The following is a 19,870-nucleotide window of genomic DNA, read 5'->3' as shown; positions in this document are numbered from 1 at the left end:
CATCATTTTGGCATTTGCAGGATAAGCGGGGATGATTATATTGCTCATCACCTGATTTCAAAGTCAAGTTAATCTATTAACTTTTAATACAGTTATTAAACTATTACCAGTAGAGTAGACTTGTTGACACAAGGCATTGCTTATCTACTACTTAGCAATGGCACAATTTGGGTGTTGAATGCCCATCAAAACAACTAAATGCCGTCCAATAAAAAAGAGCGAATCATCTCGCTCTTTTTTATTGTGCTTATTTATCCAAAAAGGTCTGTGCTTCTGATAAATCCAGCGTCCCTTCATAGATGGCACGCCCTGTAATCGCCCCAAGCAAATACTCACTGTGAGGCTTTAGTTGCTCAATGTCTGACATATTAGTTACCCCACCAGATGCAACGATGGGCAAGCCACAAGATTTAGCAAGCTTGACTGTTTCATCAATATTAACACCCTGCATCATGCCATCTTTGGCGATATCGGTATAAACGATGGACGACACACCGGCATCAGCAAATCGCTTGGCAAGGTCGGTGGCACGAGTATCGGTAACATTTGCCCAGCCATGTGTCGCCACATAGCCATCTTTAGCATCAATACCAACAATGATATGCCCTGCAAACTCACGGCAAGCTTCATCAACAAATTCAGGATTTTCAAGAGCTTTAGTGCCAATAATGATATAGTTTAGCCCCACCTCTAGATAATGGCGAATGGTCTCAAGACTGCGTACACCGCCACCCAACTGAATGGGCAATTGTGGATGAGCTTTAGCGATGGCGGCAACCACCTCTTTATGTACAGGCACGCCATCAAACGCCCCGTTTAGATCCACCAAATGCAAGCGTCTTGCCCCTTGTGCCACCCACTGTGTCGCCATGGCAACAGGGTCATCACTAAATACCGTATCATCCTCCATGCGTCCTTGTTTGAGACGGACACATTTACCATCTTTAAGATCGATTGCAGGAATAATTAACATAGACATAAGACACTCTTTTTTCTTTTCAAATAACAAAAAACAACCAAAATGATTAGCCCTGCGATTGTAACAAATAATAATAAATTTAGGCAATATTTTTAATTTTTTATACAAAAATTTTAGATTAACTGAAAAATCATTAAATATCATGGATTTGATGAACTTTTTGACAGCCAAATCACTAAAAACTCTGTAAATTTTTGATAATTTAGCGTATAATTGATAGGATTATTGTATGAATTGGGGCAACTTGGTAAAGTTTTAGCAATAAAGCACATACCCACTTTTACCCACACATACACACCTTTAGACAAAATCAACTTACCAGCTGGCATGACCACGCCAGTAAGTTTTGGATGTTTTTAGGATCTTGGTAGCCAGCCTTTGGGCAGCCACAACAATACTTGATGTTGGATTTGCCTGTGCTGGTGTGTTTTGGTCTTAATTTAAGTATGCGCTTATGATTACCATCAAAAAAGGCTTGGACCTGCCCATCATGGGCGAACCCGCCAAAGAGATTAGTGAGCACACGCCAACTCAAGTCGCCCTTATCGGTTATGATTACATCGGTATGCGTCCGACCATGAGTGTCAAGGAAGGCGATATTGTTGCCAAAGGACAAGTGCTGTTTGAAGATAAAAAGCGTGCAGGTGTCAAATACACCGCCCCAACCAGTGGTCATGTGGTGGCCATCAATCGTGGCGAGCGTCGTGTCTTTGAAAGCATCGTCATCGCTGTTGATGAAGCGACGGCACCAGAAATCACTTTTAACGCCTATTCTTCTAAAGATTTGGCATCTATTGATACAGAAGTTGTTAAAGAACAATTGGTTGCATCAGGCGAGTGGACAGCATTTCGTACTCGCCCATTTAGTCGCACACCAGAAATTGACAGCACACCGTCAGCGATTTTTGTTACCGCCACCGACACCAACCCATTATGTGCCGATGCCAGCGACATCATCAATGCTGATATTGAGGCATTCAATGACGGCTTAGCAATCATCTCAACCTTATCACCAAAGACATTTGTCTGCCATGGTCAGACAGCCCCAGCCAAAGCAACCAATGTCGCTAACAGCACCGAATATCACAGCTTTACAGGCAAACACCCAGCGGGTAATGCAGGTACGCATATTCACTTTTTACATCCACTGGCTCGTGGCGTACAAGTCTGGACGATTGGTTATCAAGATGTGATTGCTATTGGTAAGCTATTTACCACAGGTAAAATTTATACCGACCGCATCATCAGTTTGGCAGGCCCTGCAGTCAAAAACCCACGCCTAATTCGCACTACTCGGGGAGCAGATTTGGCAGAATTGACTCGTGGCGAGCTGACAGATGAGGTAAATCGCATCATCTCAGGTTCGGTGTTATCAGGTCGTAAGTACAGCTCTACTGTTGCTCATTTAGGTCGCTTTCACAATCAAGTATCCGTCTTAGCGGAAGGTTTTGAACGCCCCACCATGCACTTTTTTACTTTGGGAACAAACCGCTTCTCATTCTTGCCAATCTACTTATCGCAATTTTTCAAAGGCAAGAAATACAAGTTTACTACCACCACCAACGGCTCACCTCGTGCAATGGTGCCGATTGGCTCTTATGAAAAAGTAATGCCTCAAGATTATCTACCCACCCAGCTACTGCGTGCATTAATCACAGAAGATATTGTAAAAGCAGTGGAGCTTGGAGCGTTGGAGCTTGATGAAGAAGATTTGGCGTTATGCACTTTTGTATCGCCTGGAAAATATGAGTTTGGCGACATTTTGCGTGATAACTTAACTCGTATTGAAGCTGAAGGCTAGGACATAACAACAAGGAAAAAGAAGCGATGAAATTTATTCACAATATCTTTGACCGTATGGAACCGTCCTTTACCAAAGGCGGAAAATACGAAAAATACTATGCCATTTTTGAGATGTTTGACACTTTCTTTCGTCAACCAAGCTCTCAAACTTATAGTGCCTCTCATGTCCGTGATGGCATTGACTTAAAACGCATTATGATTACCGTGTGGCTATGTACTTTCCCTGCGATGTTTTGGGGTATGTACAATGTCGGCTTTCAAGCATTGACCTACATGGCTCACGCTGGCATTACTCCTGATGGCTGGCGTACCATCATTACAGGGCTTTTTGGCTATGACCCAAATAGCATTTTGGCGTCTTTTGCTTATGGAGCGATGCAGTTTTTGCCAATTTATGCCGTAACCTTTGTGGTGGGTATTTTGTGGGAGATTATTTTTGCAGTCGTGCGTGGGCATGAAGTGAACGAAGGTTTCTTTGTAACTTCAGTACTCTTTGCCCTATCGCTACCACCAGACACGCCACTATGGCAGGTTGCACTTGGCATTAGCTTTGGTGTGGTCGTTGCTAAAGAAGTCTTTGGCGGTACAGGTAAAAACTTCCTAAACCCTGCATTGGCTGGGCGTGCGTTCTTGTATTTTGCTTACCCTGCATCTATGTCAGGCGATGCGGTATGGACAGCTGTGGACGGCTTTTCTGGTGCAACCCCACTAGGGCAAGCAGCAGTAGGTATCACAGCGGACAAATTTGTTGATGCTTATGGCAATACCCTATCTTGGGGTCAAGCATTCTTAGGGCAAATGCAAGGTTCTATTGGTGAGGTTTCAACCCTTGCGATCATTATTGGCGGTATCGTACTTTGCTATATGAAAATCGCCAGTTGGCGAGTGATTTTAGGTTCTATCATCGGTCTTGTGGTTACTGCCTTTATCTTTAATATGATTGGCGGTGAGAATCCAATGATGGGGCTTGCACCTCATTGGCATTTGGTTGTTGGTGGATTTATGTTTGGTTCAGTATTTATGGCAACTGACCCCGTATCCGCCGCACACACCAACACAGGACGCTGGGCGTATGGACTACTTATCGGCTTTATGACAGTGGTCATTCGTGTGATTAACCCTGCGTTCCCAGAGGGTATCATGCTGGCGATTTTATTCGCTAACTTGTTTGCACCTTTGTTTGATTACTTTGTAACCCAAGCCAACATCAAACGCCAAACAGCACGGAGAATGCATTATGTCTCAAAATGATATTGATAAAGCAAGGGCGAACGACCTTATCACACCAAGTGGTCAAACCAACGACTCTCTACCAGATGAGGTAAAAGCAGACGAAAATGCCAATGACGAAGCAGTGTTAAAGACGAACAACCAAGAATCTAGTATTGCTCAAAGCGAAGATGTGCAAGACAACCAAGCAGATGCTCCGACCCCAAAAAAAGGCGGTAATGGTCAGACTCTAATGGTTGCCTTAATCTTGTGTTTGGTCTGCTCGATTTTGGTATCGGCAGTCGCTGTTGGTTTAAAACCAAAACAACAAGCCAACCAAGCCCTTGACCGCAACAAGAACATCTTGATTGCAGGTGGTTTGGCAGAAGCAACTGCCACAAGCAGTGAAGTTGATGATAAGTTTAAAGACTTTGAGGTTAAGTTAGTCAACCTTGCCACAGGCAAATACGCCACCAGTGAGGAATTATCATCTGTGGGGATTGGCGATGTTAGTGCTTATGATGCCAATGCAGCCTCTAAAGACCCAAAACTTAACAATCCGTTAACAGAAGATCCAGCAGGCATCAAGGCAACTCCAAAATTTGCCAAGATCTATGTCAAGCCTGATGCAGAAGGCAAGCCAGAGCTTGTGGTACTGCCTGTGCACGGCTACGGTCTTTGGGGCACGATGTACGCTTTTTTGACCTTAGAGGGTGATTTGAACACCATTAAGGGCATTAGCTTTTATGAGCATAAAGAAACCCCAGGTCTAGGTGCACTTGTGGCTGAGCCAAAATGGCGTAATCAGCTGGTAGGCAAGCAAGCCTACAATGAGAACGGTCAAGTGGCTACAGGCGTTGTCAAAGCAGGCACACCCAAGCCAAATCCAAACTATGTAGATGGTGTGAGTGGTGCGACTTTGACCAGTCGTGGTGTGCATAACTTGCTACAATTTTGGCTTGGCGAACAAGGCTATAAGCCATTTTTGGACAATCTGAAAAAAGGAGGGGCATAAAATGGCTAACACCAAAGAAATCTTAACCAAGCCGATATTTAATAACAACCCCATCGCACTACAAATTTTGGGCATTTGTTCGGCACTGGCGGTTACGACCAGTATTAAAAACGCATTGATTATGAGTATTGCCTTGACTTTGGTAACGGCATTTTCTAGCTTTTTTATCTCAATCATTCGCAACAATATCCCATCATCTATCCGTATCATTGTACAGATGGTTGTCATTGCCTCGTTGGTGATTGTGGTTGATCAGATCCTAAAGGCAGTCGCTTATGACACCAGCAAGGCTCTATCGGTATTCGTTGGTCTGATTATCACCAACTGTATCGTCATGGGTCGTGCCGAAGCCTTTGCCATGAGTAATCCACCAATTCCTAGCTTCCTAGATGGTATCGGTAATGGTCTTGGCTACTCAGCAGTGCTGATTTTTGTGGCAGTGATTCGTGAGCTACTGGGCAATGGTTCGCTCTTTGGCATTGAGATTTTAAGCAAAGTTACTGATGGCGGTTGGTATGTGCCAAATGGCTTACTCCTTCTACCACCATCAGCATTCTTTATCATCGCTCTGTTTATTGCCATCATTCGTCTTGGGAAACCAAATCAAGTTGAGCCTGCCGAATTTGTCATCAAGCCAAATTCTAAGGGAGGAGCACACTAATGGGACACTATCTAAATTTATTTATCACTTCGGTGTTTATTGAGAATATGGCACTTGCCTACTTTTTGGGCATGTGTACATTCATCGCCATCTCCAAGAAAGTCTCAACAGCGATCAGTCTTGGCATTGCAGTCATCGTGGTCATGGCAATCACCGTACCACTGAACAACCTGTTGTATCAATTCCTACTAAAAGATGGAGCACTTGCGTGGGCAGGTTATCCTGACATGGATTTATCGTTCCTAGGACTACTCTCTTATATCGCCTTGATTGCAGCGGTAGTACAAATCATGGAGATGTTCTTGGATAAATTCATGCCAAGCCTATATAACGCACTGGGTGTATATCTACCGCTGATTACCGTAAACTGTGCCATCATGGGTGGCGTACTGTTTATGGTGGAGCGAGACTATAACTTTGGCGAGTCCATCGTCTATGGTGTGGGTGCAGGTACTGGCTGGGCACTTGCGATTGCAGCACTGGCAGGTATTCGTGAGAAGCTCAAATACTCTGATGTGCCAGCACCTTTGCGTGGTCTTGGCATTACCTTTATTACCGTAGGACTGATGTCGCTAGGCTTTATGTCTTTTGGCGGTATGTCGTTATAAGGGGAAAAGAATGGAATTTGGAACAGCAATATTTGGCGTAATAATGTTTACCGCCATTATTATGGGCCTTGCGGTGGTGATTCTCATCGCACGCAGTCGGCTTGTCAGTACAGGCAATATCAACATTAATATTAACGAAAACCCTGATAATAACATCTCGGTCGAAGCAGGCGGTAAACTTCTACAGACCCTTGCCAATCAAGGCATATTCCTATCATCAGCTTGTGGTGGTGGTGGCACTTGTGGTCAGTGTCGCTGTAAGGTCATCTCTGGCGGTGGTGATATTTTGCCTACCGAAGAAGGTCATTTTACCCAAGGCGAGATTCGTGATGGCATGCGTCTGGCGTGCCAAGTGGCGGTCAAGCAAGACATGGCGATTGAGATTGACCCTGAATTCTTTGATGTTAAAAAATGGGAATGTGAGGTCATCTCAAACGACAATGTGGCAACCTTTATTAAAGAGCTTACCCTTAAAATCCCAGAGGGCGAGGTTGTCCCATTTCGTGCAGGTGGCTATGTGCAACTAGAAGCACCACCACATACCGTGCATTACAAAGATTTTGACATTGACCCAGAGTATCATGAAGACTGGGATAAATTCAACCTATGGCAATACACCTCAAAAGTTGATGAACCCGTGATTCGTGCCTACTCTATGGCAAACTACCCAGAAGAAAAAGGCATCATCAAATTTAATATCCGAATCGCCAGTCCCCCACCTCGTGGTGGCGAAGGCATTCCGCCTGGCAAGATGTCATCTTATGTATTTAGCCTAAAGCCAGGCGATAAGATTACCGTATCAGGTCCTTATGGTGAATTCTTCGCCAAAGACACTAAGGCAGAGATGGTCTTTATCGGTGGTGGTGCAGGTATGGCACCGATGCGTTCGCACATCTTTGACCAACTAAAACGCCTAAAATCTGACCGCAAGATTAGCTTTTGGTATGGGGCTCGCTCCAAGCGTGAGATGTTCTATGTTGAGGATTATGATGGTCTAGCGGCAGAATTTCCAAACTTTACTTGGAATGTCGCCCTGTCTGACCCAATGCCAGAAGACAACTGGGAAGGTTATACAGGCTTTATTCACAATGTTCTGTATGAAAACTACCTAAAAGACCACCCGGCTCCAGAAGACTGTGAGTTCTATATGTGTGGGCCACCGGTCATGAATGCTGCTGTCATCAAAATGCTCAAAGACTTGGGCGTAGAAGATGAAAATATCTTGCTTGATGACTTCGGGGGCTAATAATCAGCTCAAAAAACCCGTCCTATTTGGACGGGTTTTTTATTTCAATCAAAATCATCAAATCCACTTTTCAATCCAAATAAGCAATCTTATTTGCTTGGCGTACTTGATGGGCCTTGGATACCACTTAGTCCATGGGTGTATGAGCAAAGTAAACTTCGTCTCTAAAGAGCTTTTATTATTTTAAGAGAACCAGTGCACCAATATCAGCTTAAACCACCCATTGACTTACGACAATCAAACAAACCATTTGCCACGAACAACATAGACAGCCATTAAATAAAAAAACACCTCAACAGCCATTAGTGTTTGGGGTGTTTTGCTAATCAGTCAGTTTATTAATGATGATGTCCGCCCACACCATGTGCATGACCGTGAGCAATTTCATCTGCGGTAGCAGCACGCACTTCTACAATCTCTACATCAAAGGTTAGCGTCTGACCCGCTAGCGGATGGTTACCATCAACCACCACTTCTTCGTCCGTGACTTCTTTAACGGTAACAAGCATCACATGACCATCATCAGTCTGCGATTGAAATTGCATGCCCACTTCAATATTATCCATACCTTGGAAGTTAGCACGAGGTACAGATTGCACCGCTTCTGCCAAGTATTCACCATAAGCATCGGCTGGAGCAACAGTAGCAACGAATTTATCGCCAGCAACTTTACCTTCCATTTGAGCTTCTAAGCCTGCAATGATGTTATGATGACCATGTAAATAAGCCAATGGCTCGCCACGAGACTGGTCAAGAGTTTCGCCTTGTTCATTGGTGAGGGTATAGTTAAACTGAACAATGGTGTCTTTGCTGATTGCTGTCATAAAAGTTTTCCTTTAAAAAGATTCATTGGATAGTGGCATCACTACCACAAACATATTCCCACCCATTATAACAGACTTTTGGCAAATTGTTTGGTAAAATTGCAAAAACCTGCTTTTGTGCTTATCACTTTTAAGCTCACACCAAAAATGCTATGATATACCAAACCAACCATCATGAGAAAATAAAGATGAACTATTTAGTTAATTTTCGCCGTTTTTACGCCCATTTGGTGGATGTATCACTAAGTTTTGTGGCGGGCGAGGATGCACCGATACTGTGGCTACCCACTTGGATAGCAGGTAGCTACATGATTCGTGAGTTTAGTAAAAACATCACTTTGGTGCAGTATGAACATAACGGCAAACTGTGCGACTCTCTCAAGTTATCCAAAAACAGCTATCAGCTGAGCCACATCAAGGCAGGCGATGAGGTCAAGGTGCATTACGAGGTTTACTGTCATGATTTGTCAGTGCGTGCAGCTTTTGTTGATAATACTCGCTTGTTTGGTAACTTTAGCTCACTCTTACTCATGGTGCAAGGGCGGGAAAACAATCTTGCCAATATCACCTTGCAAGTGCCAAATGCTTTTTATGCCAAAAACCCCAACGCAACGCTTGCTTGCGGTCTTGGTCATACCAAGCATAGTGATGATGATTTGGTATCTTACCAGCTTTCTCCCATAACCGCCTTTGAATGCTATGATTATCCTTTTGAGATTGCCAGTCAAGATGAGTTTGATTTTGTGGTGCATGATGAGCATGGCACAGCTTTACCACACCGCTTCTTTATTGCAGGCAAGCATCGTGGCAATCTTGAGCGTCTAAAAACAGATGTCGCCAAAATCTGCCAAACCTACCTAGATGAACTGGGTACAGCCCCTTTTAATGACTATACCTTCATGACAATGATTACAGGCAGTGATTATGGTGGATTAGAACACATCAATTCAACCGCCCTAGTCAGCCCACGCACCGACCTGCCCACCGCCTTTGAACCTGCCATACCAAGCGATGATTATCAGCGGTATTTGGGTCTGTGTAGCCATGAATATTTTCACGCATGGTGGGTTAAGACTGTGCGACCTGATGTCATGATGACAACAACCCTGCAAACAGAAGCTCCTACGCCATTATTATGGGTGTTTGAAGGCTTTACCAGTTATATTGATGACCTTATGTTGCTACGCTCTGGCGTGATTGACAAAGTCTCTTATTTAAACCGCTTAACAGCAGCAATCAATCGCTACTATCAGACTGAAGGTAGGGATTTGCAAAGCGTGGCAGAATCTAGCTTCGATGCGTGGATTAAGCTATATCGTGCTGATGAAAACTACACCAATCAGGGCGTCAGTTATTATAATAAAGGGGCACTGATTGCCTTGTTGCTTGATTTAACCCTTATTAAGCACTCAAATGGCAAGTATCGCTTGTTTGATGTCATTAAAGCCTTCTATCAAAAAGCCCTTGCCCAAGATAACAAGCGATTTGGCATGACACATGAAAACTTAGGCGAGGTCATCACAGGCTTTATTCCTTATGCGGTATGGCAATCATTCTTTGATGATTATGTGGTTGGTCGTGTCGCCTTGCCAATTGAAGAGATGTTAAGCGACATTGGCATCACCATTCAAGCCCAAACCACCCAAAAGCCTTGGGGTATGACTTGTGATGAATCTGGTGTAGGATTGACCGTCAAGCATTTGGTGCGTCACGGTGCAGCAAGTTTGGCAGGTATATCTACAGGCGATGTCATCATCGCCATAGATGGTATCAAAGCCAACCAAAAACAGTTACAAACCGCAAGCAAACATCAATCTTGTCACCACCAAAGTGTCAGCATACACGCCTTTCGCCGTGATGAGTTGATGATATTTGAAGTAGGCTTCGACACCTATGAATATCGTCAATTTACATTACAAGAAAACCGTCCAAACCAATGGCTTGGTTAAACTTGATTTTCAAGCCGTCCACTTTACGATAAAGCGGACGGCTTTAAAGGTTTTGATGAATAAGCACCTTTATTTGTCTTGTGCCTTTTGTGAGAAGCGGTAACTCTTTTGTTGTATTTTATGCGACCGCTTGGCTTATTTTTGGGATTTGATGAGCCATTATCAAGGGTGCTAAGACCTAAGCGAGCCATTGTTTGTTTATCCATGGTAATTTCATAAGATTCGCCCACACCGAGCTGACAGCCACCCCAAGCCAGCGACCACACGCCAATCTGGTAACGAATAAGCCTAAGACACGGCAGACCCACATGAGCAACCATGCGGCGAACTTGGCGGTTTTTACCTTCATAAATGGTAATGGAAAGCCATGCCGTTGGTATTGCTTTTCGTTCACGAATGGGTGAGTTTCGCTCCCATAGGTTAATGGGCAACTCATCTAGCAGTCGCACCTGACAAGGTAGCGTCCTACCATCTTTTAGCATAACCCCTTGTTCTAACTGTGCTATCTGCTCAGCAGTCGGATTATTCTCTACCTGCACCAAATAAGTCTTACCAAACTTTTTTTCGCCGCCTTTGTGCATTGGCGTGGTGATGGCATGATTAATACCACCGCTGTTGGTTAAGATAAGCAGACCTTCACTATCTTTATCCAATCTCCCTGCGACACGCAAACTCTTATCATCAAAAAAATCCGCCAAAGTCTGCATCTGGTCATGCTCTTTACGAAATTGACTATGCACCCCATACGGCTTATTAAACAAAACCAACTTTTCCATCACCAATTAAACCAACACGCTTATAAAATCAATAAAAAACCAGATGATAGTTTAACATCATCTGGTTTTGATTGCTTGGACAAATCACCCAAACTGAATTTTCCAAACTTAATTTTCTAAATTCAGCCCTTAAGCCTAACAAGTCATGGACAAATCCATCAATTATTTTTTGTCAGTCTTAGCCTCTGATGCTTGATTGGCTTGTGCTTTTTTGGTTGCTTTACTGGTGGGTGCGTTACCCACTGCTGCAATTTGCTCGCCTGCTTGAGATAAAGTAAACTCAATACGGCGGTTCTGGAAGCGACCTTGTTCGGTAGCATTTGAGGCTACTGGGTGGTCATAACTGGCACCTTCAATGCTAAGACGCTCAGCAGGCACACCTTTTGATACCAGATAATCACGGACGGCGGCAGCACGCTGTTCTGATAGTGTTTTGTTATATTCATGCGATGCTTGATTGTCAGTATGACCGATAATTTTTAGGGTCAGCTCTGGCAGGTCTGCCATTTTCATGGCTGCCAAATCAAGGATTTCTTTGTTCTCGGCGGGGATTTCGTCTGAATCAACCTCAAAGTTGATGATTTGTAGGTTTAAAGCACGAATAATATCATCAGTCGCTGTTTTATCGCCAAGTCGAGAGATAATCTCTTTAGCTGAATTGATACTTTCTGCCACAGCAGCCGCAATATCAAGTTTTGGCTCTACTTCTACAGTAAAGTCAGTCGGCAAAATACCCTTAGCACCATCAATTAACTTTTGAATATCGGCTTCATTAGCTGCATTAAAGCGAATGACCTTATCAGCGATGCTCACGCTTGAGCTTGGCACACCTTTCATTAAACCCAAGATGGCAGGTAGATGCTCTGCTGTTGGCATGGTATCAGAATAGCCAGTTGCTGTTTGTAACTTGCATTTATCAACACCAAACACACCTGCAATGGCGATGCGGATACTACCAAGAACACTTTCTGTACCCGCCTGACCATGACATGAATAGATGGCATCGCCAGTCTCATCAACAGCAATATTTAAAGTGGCAGGCGTAGCATCTGTTGCCACAGTGGTTGTAGGAGCTGACTCGACTGGTTTTTCAGCAGGGGCAGCTACAGGCACTGGTCTGTCTTGGCAGCTGCGTAGTAGCAACCATGCCAGACCTGCCAAAATGATTAGTCCAATGATTGGTAATAAGCTCTTTAAGAAACCGCCCTTTTCTTGCTCATCATGCCCCATGTGCGTGGTTGTTACAGGTTTGGCTGCAATGGTTTCAGGAGCGACTTTTTGTGGCTCAACAGGCTTGGCGTCCAACTGGCTTGCAACGCTCTTTCCACCAAATAAACCAACAGGCAATAAGGCATACGCCCATGATGGAACAAGTGAGCTAAACGCAGATGAATTGTCTTTTAAAAACACTGGCAAAACAGCAGCGTCCGACAGCTCTTTTAGCTTTTGTAGGATAAGTGGTGCTGATACAGCGGTTAAGGTACTGGCGGTTGTTGCAGGTAGGTTAAACTCGGTTGCTAGTTTGTCATTGAGACTGGTGGCGTGATTGACATCGTTGTCATTAAACACCACATCAAAAACAGTACGACCATTATCTAAATCCACAGGACTTAGTGCCAATAGGCGATTATATACAGCTTCATCTGCTAGGCGTGAGACAAAGATGGCGTAGAATGCAGAAAGTAGTTTTGATTTGGTGGTATTATCTCCTGCGTGAGTTGCAGTCGCTGCTAAAACATGCGGAGTAACCGATTGGGAAAGGGTATTGATAAGACTCATAAAAACTCCAGTGGATTGATTTGGCGTATTCATATTATTAGTGTATTTAACAAACAATTCCACACACCGCTAAAAATACACTGTGCAGGAACAAATTTGTTAATATCGCTATTGTGACTTAACTTTCGCCAATAATAAAGGGCTGGCAACAATACTCAAACAAAACTATCATCAATCTCAATATAAAGTCGATTTTTTTACACAAAAGCTGTACCGCACTCCATTAGTTATCTAAATATCTTTTGGCTACATCAGCTTATCTGGCTTGTTTTTTGGTATTGCAAGTTTGCAATTTGCCAAATTGATTTAACCTGTTATACTTATACTATTTACTTATGCTCTTTCTACTTGGCAGTCTTTTTATCATTATGCCAATATTTAGCCAATTTATTTTCCAGTACCAGTAACACCACATGAACCATACCACCGCTATCATCGCCATTACCGTCATCATTAGCCTGCTTGCATGGCAAAACAGAAACATCATGGGACGGCTGATTTTTGACCCCATTTCGGTCAGTCGTTTTAAACAATATGACCGTTTTATCACGCATGGCTTTATTCATGCCGATGGCATGCACTTATTATTTAATATGTTTACGCTGTACTTCTTTGGTCGTGTGATTGAGCGTTTTTATATCGCCAAGTTTGGCTCTTTAGGTTTTGTGGCATTTTATGTGCTATCCGTCATCGTTGCCATCATACCCACTTATCTAAAAAACAAACATAACACTCGCTACCTAAGCCTTGGTGCATCAGGGGCAGTATCAGCGGTACTGTTTAGTTTTGTTTTGTTTGCACCGTGGGAGACTTTGTATTTCTTTGGTGTTTTACCAATCCCTGCCATTATTTTTGCTGTACTATATACCGCTTATAGTCTCTATGCTGACCGCCGTGGCATGGGTAATACCAACCATTCAGCACATCTATTCGGTGCTGCCTTTGGTGTCATCGCCACCATCGCTATAGAACCTGCGTTGTTACTGCACTTTATAAATGCCCTATTAAGACCAAACTTTTAACGGTGTGATCAGATAGAATAATGTTTATAGCAGTGTTGATAATAATGCTTAAAGCGTGATTTTTTGCATTGGTATTGAACAATAAATCTTTAAAAAACAATTTGGCTGATATATTTTGATATGATTTACGACATTATTGGCGACATACATGGTCAAGCAGACAAGCTACAAGGGCTGTTAAGTCAGCTTGGCTACCAGCATGATGGCACAAGCCACATCGCCCCGCCCAATCACATGGCGATATTTGTTGGCGATTTGATTGACCGTGGGCAATTACAGCTTGAGACGCTAAGCATTGTTTTTGATATGCTAGATAATCATCAAGCCTTAGCCGTCATGGGTAATCATGAATATAATGCCATCGGTTATGCCTCAACCGATCAAGCAGGCAAGCAAATCTATACACCCACCCCACGCCAAAATGAAGTACATCAGGCTTTTTTGGACGCTGTTGGCGAAGGTTCGCCACGCCATCGGTATTGGCTGTCTCGCTTTTTTGAGTTACCGCTTTGGCTTGAATTTGATGAATTCATTGTCGTTCACGCCTGCTATGATGCCCGTGCTATTCAAGCACTTACTCCCCATCTGTATAATGGGCGACTAAGTCAAAATAACTTTGAAAAACTACCCAAAGAGACTCGCCACCACATCTTAAAACTGTTAGCAGGCTTGCAGACAACACTACCTAATGACATCTACATCAAAGATAGCATGGGTCATCTTAGACAAGATATCCGCATTCGCTGGTGGGAGAACGACCTAAAACAGCCCATCGTTAAGTTATCTGCTGCCAGTAACTGCGACATATCCGACCTACCTGATGATTTGGTCTGTCCGATTGATTTTTATCTAGGCACAACCAAACCCATTATCATCGGACATTATTGGCTGACAGGCGAACCCCTGCCTTTATCTTCTCAAGTTGTCTGCACTGACTATTCGGCAGGTAAAGATGGGTATTTAACCGCTTATCAATTTGACACAGACAACCCTACCATTAGCTTAAATAATTTTGTACAGTTTATTGGTTAATACAACACACTGCCAAGTCGTTCACCAAAAACAGCGATTTATCCCCTTTGGCATGAATGACATCAATTTTTCGCTAACTTTGTGTAAAACTTTGATATAATAAATCGCTTCATAGCACCATTTTTAAGGAAAAAAATATGTCTAGCCAAGCACAACCTGCACCCATCGCCTCGCCAGATGGCATACCTAAAGTTGGCATCATCATGGGCAGTCAGTCAGACTGGGCAACCATGATTGAAGCCGCCCAAGTACTTGCCGACTTTGGCGTGCCTTTTGAGTGTCAGGTCGTCTCAGCACATCGCACCCCTGACAAGCTTTTTGACTATGCCAAATCAGCCAAAACTCGTGGGCTGTCCATCATCATCGCAGGGGCAGGCGGTGCAGCACATCTGCCAGGTATGTGTGCTAGCCAAACAGATTTGCCTGTGCTTGGCGTACCTGTCAAATCAAGCACACTTTCAGGTTGGGATAGCTTGCTTTCTATCGTTCAGATGCCTCGTGGTGTCTCGGTCGGTACGCTTGCCATCGGTGGGGCAGGTGCATATAATGCAGGATTGCTAGCTGTGCAAATGCTTGCCATCACTGATGAAGCATTGGGCAAAAAGTTAAGTGAATTTCGCACCAAGCAGACCCAATCTATCCTAGATAACCCAACACCTGGTATTATCAATTAAAACACAAATAATCGTCCCACCTAGGGGCGATTTTGCTTAATATTTAGTCACTTATCCGTTAAACAATCAAGCAATCATCAACACCACAAACAAGTTACGCACAAGGTTAAAAGGTTTACTATGACAACACTCGCCCCCATTCGCACCATCGGCATCTTCGGTGGTGGTCAGCTTGGTCTTATGCTAGGTAATGCTGCTCGCCCATTAGGCATCAAGACGGTATTTTTAGAAGACGCACCCAATCCGCCTGCATCACTGGCAGGGCAAGTCTACACAACCGCCCAATTTGATAACTTCGCCAAAGCGTGCGACCTTGTTACCCTAGAGTTTGAGAACACGCCTTTAGATGTCGCCCAACGCCTAGAACAGCAGACACTTTATCCACCATCACAAGCATTATTCATCGCCCAAGACCGCCTAAACGAAAAAAATCTGTTCAATAAACTGGGCATCACTACCGTGCCATTTTTGGCGGTCAACTCCCAAGACGAATTACAACAAGCCTGTGATGAACTAGGACTACCCTTAGTACTAAAAACCTCTCGGGGTGGCTATGATGGCAAAGGGCAATTTGTCATCAAGACAGCTGACGACATCAACACCGCTTGGGGCGAGCTTGGTCAGGCGTGTGCGACTGCCCCACTCATCGCTGAAGGCTTCATCAACTTTAGTCGAGAAGTCTCCATCATCGCTGTGCGTTCACAAAGTGGTGAGATTCGCTACTATCCTCTTGTAGAAAATATCCATAAAGATGGCATTCTTGCCAAAACCATCGCTCCTGCCCCAGACGCCCAACATCTAACCAGTCAAGCCCAAGAAAACATCAAAAAATTGCTTGAACATCTCAACTATGTCGGCATTTTAACCTTAGAACTCTTTGTAACAGAACACGGGCTGATTGCCAATGAAATCGCCCCACGAGTACATAATTCTGGGCATTACAGCATTGAAGGGGCGGTGTGTAGCCAGTTTGAAAATCACATGCGTGCAGTGGCAGGCTTACCGCTTGGCGATACTAGCATGATTAAGCCATCTGTGATGCTCAATGTGATTGGCAGCTATCCAAATTTACAAGAAATCCTTGCTATTGATGGCGTGTACTTTCATCACTATCACAAAGATGAAAGAGAAGGTCGTAAAATCGCCCACATCACCATCATGCCAACCGACAGCGACCAACTAGACGAGACAGTAGCAAAGGTTGTGTCATTGCTACCAAATAAGCTAGGTCTGGATAACTAAGACCCAACTAACGATAATTAGCCTTGCTTTTGGCGTGTTGTCATTGCCTGTTTATAGTCATTTGTATGTTGTATCAGACGACAAAGGCTTATTTTCATACTTTATCTGTAGTCATGAGCCAATAAAACAGACTGACAACCCCATCAAGTCATCAAACGCCACAGCATACATTACCAAGCTAGTACCAGACTCATACCAAGCACCGCACCATGAAAATCTACATAGACGCAGACGCACTCCCCATCATTGCCAAAGAACTCATCATTAAGGCTGCCAATCGCACAGGTGTAGAAGCTATTTTTGTGGCAAATCGCTTTATTAAATTACCCCCATCTCCTCGGTTGCACATGATTGTGGTTAATCAAGGTTTTGATAAAGCCGATGAATATATCGTCAGCAATGCCAATCAAGGCGATTTGGTCATCACAAGCGACATTCCACTTGCTAACGATGTACTGGGCAAAAAAGCAAAGGTTTTAACCAGTCGTGGCGAAGAATTCACTTTAGACAACATCAAGCCCAAACTAAACGCAAGAGATTTCATGGAAACCTTGCGTGGAACAGGCGTACTAGACCCAAAACAGATGGGCGGTCAAAAGCCTTATGGCGATAAAGACAAACAGGCCTTCGCTAATGGACTAAATAGACTGGTAATCAGCAGTGGTGGTAAAGGTTGATTCAGCTTTAAGATACCACTTAAATTTTAGCAACACAAATATGCAAAAAACCACAAAAACCTCAAGCACAATGACAAAAAATTTGGCATAATAAAACTCATATTTTGCCACCTGAACACACCTCTCATGCTAGAAACTTGGACCAAAGAAGCCGCACTACAACGCCTACTCGCCCTAACCTTGCTTACCATCTTAATCATCTTATGCTTTCAGATAGTCAAGTTTTTTATTTCGCCTGCCATTTGGGGGGCGATTTTGGCGTATATCACCTTTCCCTTGTACCGATTTTTTCACAAAAAGGTTCATCTTAGCCCAACGCTAAGTGCACTCATTATGACGGTTGGCATCTCTTTGGCAATCGGCGTACCACTGGTGGCAGGTGTTTTTTTCTTACAGCAAGAAGTCATCAGTTTTTATAGCATGGCAATTCATCGCTTGCAGGCAGGCTACATTGATTTACCCAACAACATCAAAAACCTACCTGTCATCGGTCAGCAGATTAAAAATATCCTATGGGAAATCAATAAAGACCCAGAAGCATCAATGACAGCAGTGCGTACGTGGGTGCAGTCGCATCTATACTATGGCAAGATGGCATTTGATGCCATACTAAAAAATCTTGCCAAACTTGGCATGGCTTTAATGACTTTATTTTTCTTTTATCGAGACGGTCATATTCTAATGAAGCAAATTCGCCAAGCCATGCGAAACATCATCGGCGACCGCATTGATAACTACATTGACTCTGTAGGAGCAACAACACAGGCTGTCATTTATGGTATCGGTCTTACAGCAGTGGTACAAGCCCTACTAGCAGGAGTGGGCTATGCGATAGCAGGAGCACCAAACCCCATCTTACTTACCGTCATTACCTTTGTGGTGGCACTCATTCCTTTTGGTACGCCATTTGCTTGGGGTGGTGTCGCTTTATGGCTACTGTCGCAGGGTCATACCACCGAAGGCATCGGACTTGGCTTATGGGGAATATTGGTGATTAGCTGGGTGGATAATCTGATTCGCCCTATCGTGATTAGTGGTGCAACTAAGATTCCTTTTATCATCATCTTTATTGGGGTGCTTGGTGGATTGACAGCGTTCGGATTTGTGGGGTTATTCATCGGTCCTGTGGTGCTTGCCATTGGACTTGCCGTATGGCGTGAATGGGTAAGTCAGCACAAAAATGAAATCTTCGCCAAAAAAGATGGCGAACTCGTTGTAGGTGATGGTGCAGGACTTTTGGTTGATATCAATCCTAAGCACACACCAGATGATGGTCATTAGCCAGCAACCAGATAAGAGTATTGACACCATGATTACCATCATCGCTGATGAAAATATTGCCAATCTAGATGACTATCTTGTTCATCATGACATTCGTCTCATCAAAATGAAAGGGCGTTGCATTAATCAAGTCGCTCTTGATGAACACCAGCCTGACGCTTTATTTGTTAGGTCGGTAACCCCCATCAACCCACAAACCATCAGCGATTTTGGTAAGATTCGCTTTATCGGTTCAGCAACCATCGGCACTGACCACATTGATATTGATTATCTACACCGTAAGGGTATCTGCTTTGCCAATGCTCAAGGATCAAGCAAGCACTCGGTCGCTCAATATGTCATCTGTGCCATCTTGCACCTACGCTCACACTCTATTGACACACCCACCACTCTTGGCATTATCGGGCTTGGCAATATTGGTAGCACCCTTGCCAAATACGCACAGGATTTGGGCTGGCAGGTATTAGGATATGACCCTTATCTACCAAAATCACAGTTAAATAACAGCGAATTATACGAACTGTTGGCACAAAGCGACATCGTCTCCATACACACACCACTCACCCACACAGGCGATTATCCAACGCATCAATTATTTGATAAAACCGTCTTATCTCACCTAAAAAGCCACGCCATACTGATTAATACCGCTCGTGGCGAGATTATCAATCAGGCGGATTTACTGCTTACCATTGCCGACAAAAAGCTACGCACAGCCTTAGATGTCTTTCCATACGAGCCTAGCATTGATGCGGTATTACTTAATCAGATTAGCCTTGCTACACCACACATCGCAGGCTATACGATTGAAGGTAAAATGCGTGGTACAGACATGATTTATCAAGATTTTTGCAAAGCATTTGATTTACCAATCATACAAAACCTTGAAGCCTTGCTACCACCTAATTGTTATCATTGGGCAAACTTTAAAAAAAGTGTCACACAAGACAGTCAAAGCACGCTAAGATATTTTTATGATATATACAAAGATGACCAAAGTCTAAGAGCGGTCAATAAGGACGGTGTATCCGCCCAAGATTTTGATGCCCTACGCAAGCACTATGCTCTACGCCACGAATGGCAATACTAAATC

18 protein-coding genes are annotated in these 19,870 nt (G+C 43.7%); 14 read left to right on the top strand and 4 right to left on the bottom strand.

What is annotated here, in order from left to right; all coding sequences use genetic code 11:
- Positions 1-247 precede the first annotated feature (247 nt).
- On the bottom strand, positions 248-973 hold the full coding sequence (gene hisA, locus L3D27_RS01995) for a 1-(5-phosphoribosyl)-5-[(5-phosphoribosylamino)methylideneamino]imidazole-4-carboxamide isomerase (RefSeq protein WP_432481852.1): 726 nt from the start codon (positions 971-973) through the stop codon (positions 248-250).
- A gap of 460 nt (positions 974-1,433) precedes the next feature.
- Between hisA and L3D27_RS01990 the strand changes: the two genes are divergently transcribed.
- Genes L3D27_RS01990 through nqrF form a run of 6 tightly spaced genes read left to right on the top strand, consistent with a single transcriptional unit; the run spans position 1,434 to position 7,521 of the window.
- The gene (locus tag L3D27_RS01990) at positions 1,434-2,780 is read left to right on the top strand and encodes a Na(+)-translocating NADH-quinone reductase subunit A (protein WP_432481411.1); all 1,347 of its coding nucleotides are present in this window, start codon (positions 1,434-1,436) and stop codon (positions 2,778-2,780) included.
- A gap of 26 nt (positions 2,781-2,806) precedes the next feature.
- On the top strand, positions 2,807-4,033 hold the full coding sequence (locus L3D27_RS01985; RefSeq protein ID WP_373627820.1) for an NADH:ubiquinone reductase (Na(+)-transporting) subunit B: 1,227 nt from the start codon (positions 2,807-2,809) through the stop codon (positions 4,031-4,033).
- Entirely contained in the window at positions 4,020-5,006 is a 987-nt protein-coding gene (locus L3D27_RS01980; RefSeq protein ID WP_432481410.1) for a Na(+)-translocating NADH-quinone reductase subunit C, read from the top strand. The genes L3D27_RS01985 and L3D27_RS01980 overlap by 14 nt, the downstream gene beginning before the upstream one ends.
- 1 nt (position 5,007) lies before the next feature.
- Positions 5,008-5,667: an NADH:ubiquinone reductase (Na(+)-transporting) subunit D gene (locus L3D27_RS01975; RefSeq protein ID WP_284674009.1), complete on the top strand. Its 660-nt coding sequence runs from the start codon at positions 5,008-5,010 to the stop codon at positions 5,665-5,667.
- Positions 5,667-6,275, top strand: coding sequence for an NADH:ubiquinone reductase (Na(+)-transporting) subunit E (gene nqrE, locus L3D27_RS01970; protein ID WP_284674008.1), 609 nt, complete (start codon positions 5,667-5,669; stop codon positions 6,273-6,275). The genes L3D27_RS01975 and nqrE overlap by 1 nt, the downstream gene beginning before the upstream one ends.
- 10 nt (positions 6,276-6,285) lie before the next feature.
- The gene (gene nqrF / locus L3D27_RS01965; protein WP_373627823.1) at positions 6,286-7,521 is read left to right on the top strand and encodes an NADH:ubiquinone reductase (Na(+)-transporting) subunit F; all 1,236 of its coding nucleotides are present in this window, start codon (positions 6,286-6,288) and stop codon (positions 7,519-7,521) included.
- 338 nt (positions 7,522-7,859) lie between these two features.
- Here the strand turns inward: nqrF and L3D27_RS01960 are convergent, their stop codons facing one another.
- Positions 7,860-8,345 (bottom strand): FKBP-type peptidyl-prolyl cis-trans isomerase, encoded by a 486-nt coding sequence (locus L3D27_RS01960; RefSeq protein WP_432481409.1) that lies wholly within the window; start codon positions 8,343-8,345, stop codon positions 7,860-7,862.
- A 188-nt stretch (positions 8,346-8,533) separates the two neighbouring features.
- On the opposite strand from L3D27_RS01960, the gene L3D27_RS01955 reads away from it, so the two are divergent.
- Positions 8,534-10,294, top strand: coding sequence for a M61 family metallopeptidase (locus tag L3D27_RS01955; protein WP_432481408.1), 1,761 nt, complete (start codon positions 8,534-8,536; stop codon positions 10,292-10,294).
- Positions 10,295-10,317: 23 nt separating this feature from the next.
- On the opposite strand, the gene L3D27_RS01950 is transcribed toward L3D27_RS01955, so the two are convergent.
- Entirely contained in the window at positions 10,318-11,070 is a 753-nt protein-coding gene (locus L3D27_RS01950) for a pseudouridine synthase (protein ID WP_432481407.1), read from the bottom strand.
- Positions 11,071-11,232: 162 nt separating this feature from the next.
- Positions 11,233-12,849, bottom strand: a complete 1,617-nt coding sequence (locus L3D27_RS01945; RefSeq protein ID WP_432481405.1) for an OmpA family protein — start codon at positions 12,847-12,849, stop codon at positions 11,233-11,235.
- A 413-nt stretch (positions 12,850-13,262) separates the two neighbouring features.
- On the opposite strand from L3D27_RS01945, the gene L3D27_RS01940 reads away from it, so the two are divergent.
- The 7 genes from L3D27_RS01940 (at position 13,263) to L3D27_RS01910 (ending at position 19,867) form a co-directional block, all read left to right on the top strand.
- Positions 13,263-13,871, top strand: coding sequence for a rhomboid family intramembrane serine protease (locus tag L3D27_RS01940; protein ID WP_284674002.1), 609 nt, complete (start codon positions 13,263-13,265; stop codon positions 13,869-13,871).
- A gap of 120 nt (positions 13,872-13,991) precedes the next feature.
- Positions 13,992-14,903, top strand: a complete 912-nt coding sequence (locus L3D27_RS01935; RefSeq protein WP_432481404.1) for a metallophosphoesterase — start codon at positions 13,992-13,994, stop codon at positions 14,901-14,903.
- A 137-nt stretch (positions 14,904-15,040) separates the two neighbouring features.
- Positions 15,041-15,577, top strand: coding sequence for a 5-(carboxyamino)imidazole ribonucleotide mutase (gene purE / locus L3D27_RS01930; protein WP_284674000.1), 537 nt, complete (start codon positions 15,041-15,043; stop codon positions 15,575-15,577).
- Positions 15,578-15,697: 120 nt separating this feature from the next.
- A complete protein-coding gene (locus L3D27_RS01925; protein ID WP_284673999.1) occupies positions 15,698-16,819 on the top strand; it encodes a 5-(carboxyamino)imidazole ribonucleotide synthase in 1,122 nt (373 codons plus the stop codon).
- Positions 16,820-17,028: 209 nt separating this feature from the next.
- Positions 17,029-17,496, top strand: a complete 468-nt coding sequence (locus L3D27_RS01920) for a YaiI/YqxD family protein (RefSeq protein WP_284673998.1) — start codon at positions 17,029-17,031, stop codon at positions 17,494-17,496.
- 126 nt (positions 17,497-17,622) lie between these two features.
- On the top strand, positions 17,623-18,777 hold the full coding sequence (locus L3D27_RS01915) for an AI-2E family transporter (protein ID WP_432481403.1): 1,155 nt from the start codon (positions 17,623-17,625) through the stop codon (positions 18,775-18,777).
- A gap of 28 nt (positions 18,778-18,805) precedes the next feature.
- Complete coding sequence (locus L3D27_RS01910) at positions 18,806-19,867, top strand: 4-phosphoerythronate dehydrogenase (protein ID WP_432481851.1); 1,062 nt, start codon at positions 18,806-18,808, stop codon at positions 19,865-19,867.
- The last annotated feature ends 3 nt before the right edge of the window (positions 19,868-19,870 follow it).

Origin of the sequence: Moraxella sp. ZY200743, assembly GCF_050885545.1 — a bacterium.
GTDB lineage: Bacteria > Pseudomonadota > Gammaproteobacteria > Pseudomonadales > Moraxellaceae > Moraxella > Moraxella haemolytica.
Note: the sequence above shows the minus strand (reverse complement) of the source record. Positions and strands in the feature narration are given on the sequence as shown.

Excerpts from the sequence above, each read along its gene's own strand:
- hisA (WP_432481852.1), bottom strand. The coding sequence starts at position 973 with ATGTTAATTATTCCTGCAATCGATCTTAAAGATGGTAAATGTGTCCGT.
- L3D27_RS01990 (WP_432481411.1), top strand. The coding sequence starts at position 1,434 with ATGATTACCATCAAAAAAGGCTTGGACCTGCCCATCATGGGCGAACCC.
- L3D27_RS01985 (WP_373627820.1), top strand. The coding sequence starts at position 2,807 with ATGAAATTTATTCACAATATCTTTGACCGTATGGAACCGTCCTTTACC.
- L3D27_RS01980 (WP_432481410.1), top strand. The coding sequence starts at position 4,020 with ATGTCTCAAAATGATATTGATAAAGCAAGGGCGAACGACCTTATCACA.
- L3D27_RS01975 (WP_284674009.1), top strand. The coding sequence starts at position 5,008 with ATGGCTAACACCAAAGAAATCTTAACCAAGCCGATATTTAATAACAAC.
- nqrE (WP_284674008.1), top strand. The coding sequence starts at position 5,667 with ATGGGACACTATCTAAATTTATTTATCACTTCGGTGTTTATTGAGAAT.
- nqrF (WP_373627823.1), top strand. The coding sequence starts at position 6,286 with ATGGAATTTGGAACAGCAATATTTGGCGTAATAATGTTTACCGCCATT.
- L3D27_RS01960 (WP_432481409.1), bottom strand. The coding sequence starts at position 8,345 with ATGACAGCAATCAGCAAAGACACCATTGTTCAGTTTAACTATACCCTC.
- L3D27_RS01955 (WP_432481408.1), top strand. The coding sequence starts at position 8,534 with ATGAACTATTTAGTTAATTTTCGCCGTTTTTACGCCCATTTGGTGGAT.
- L3D27_RS01950 (WP_432481407.1), bottom strand. The coding sequence starts at position 11,070 with ATGGAAAAGTTGGTTTTGTTTAATAAGCCGTATGGGGTGCATAGTCAA.
- L3D27_RS01945 (WP_432481405.1), bottom strand. The coding sequence starts at position 12,849 with ATGAGTCTTATCAATACCCTTTCCCAATCGGTTACTCCGCATGTTTTA.
- L3D27_RS01940 (WP_284674002.1), top strand. The coding sequence starts at position 13,263 with ATGAACCATACCACCGCTATCATCGCCATTACCGTCATCATTAGCCTG.
- L3D27_RS01935 (WP_432481404.1), top strand. The coding sequence starts at position 13,992 with ATGATTTACGACATTATTGGCGACATACATGGTCAAGCAGACAAGCTA.
- purE (WP_284674000.1), top strand. The coding sequence starts at position 15,041 with ATGTCTAGCCAAGCACAACCTGCACCCATCGCCTCGCCAGATGGCATA.
- L3D27_RS01925 (WP_284673999.1), top strand. The coding sequence starts at position 15,698 with ATGACAACACTCGCCCCCATTCGCACCATCGGCATCTTCGGTGGTGGT.
- L3D27_RS01920 (WP_284673998.1), top strand. The coding sequence starts at position 17,029 with ATGAAAATCTACATAGACGCAGACGCACTCCCCATCATTGCCAAAGAA.
- L3D27_RS01915 (WP_432481403.1), top strand. The coding sequence starts at position 17,623 with ATGCTAGAAACTTGGACCAAAGAAGCCGCACTACAACGCCTACTCGCC.
- L3D27_RS01910 (WP_432481851.1), top strand. The coding sequence starts at position 18,806 with ATGATTACCATCATCGCTGATGAAAATATTGCCAATCTAGATGACTAT.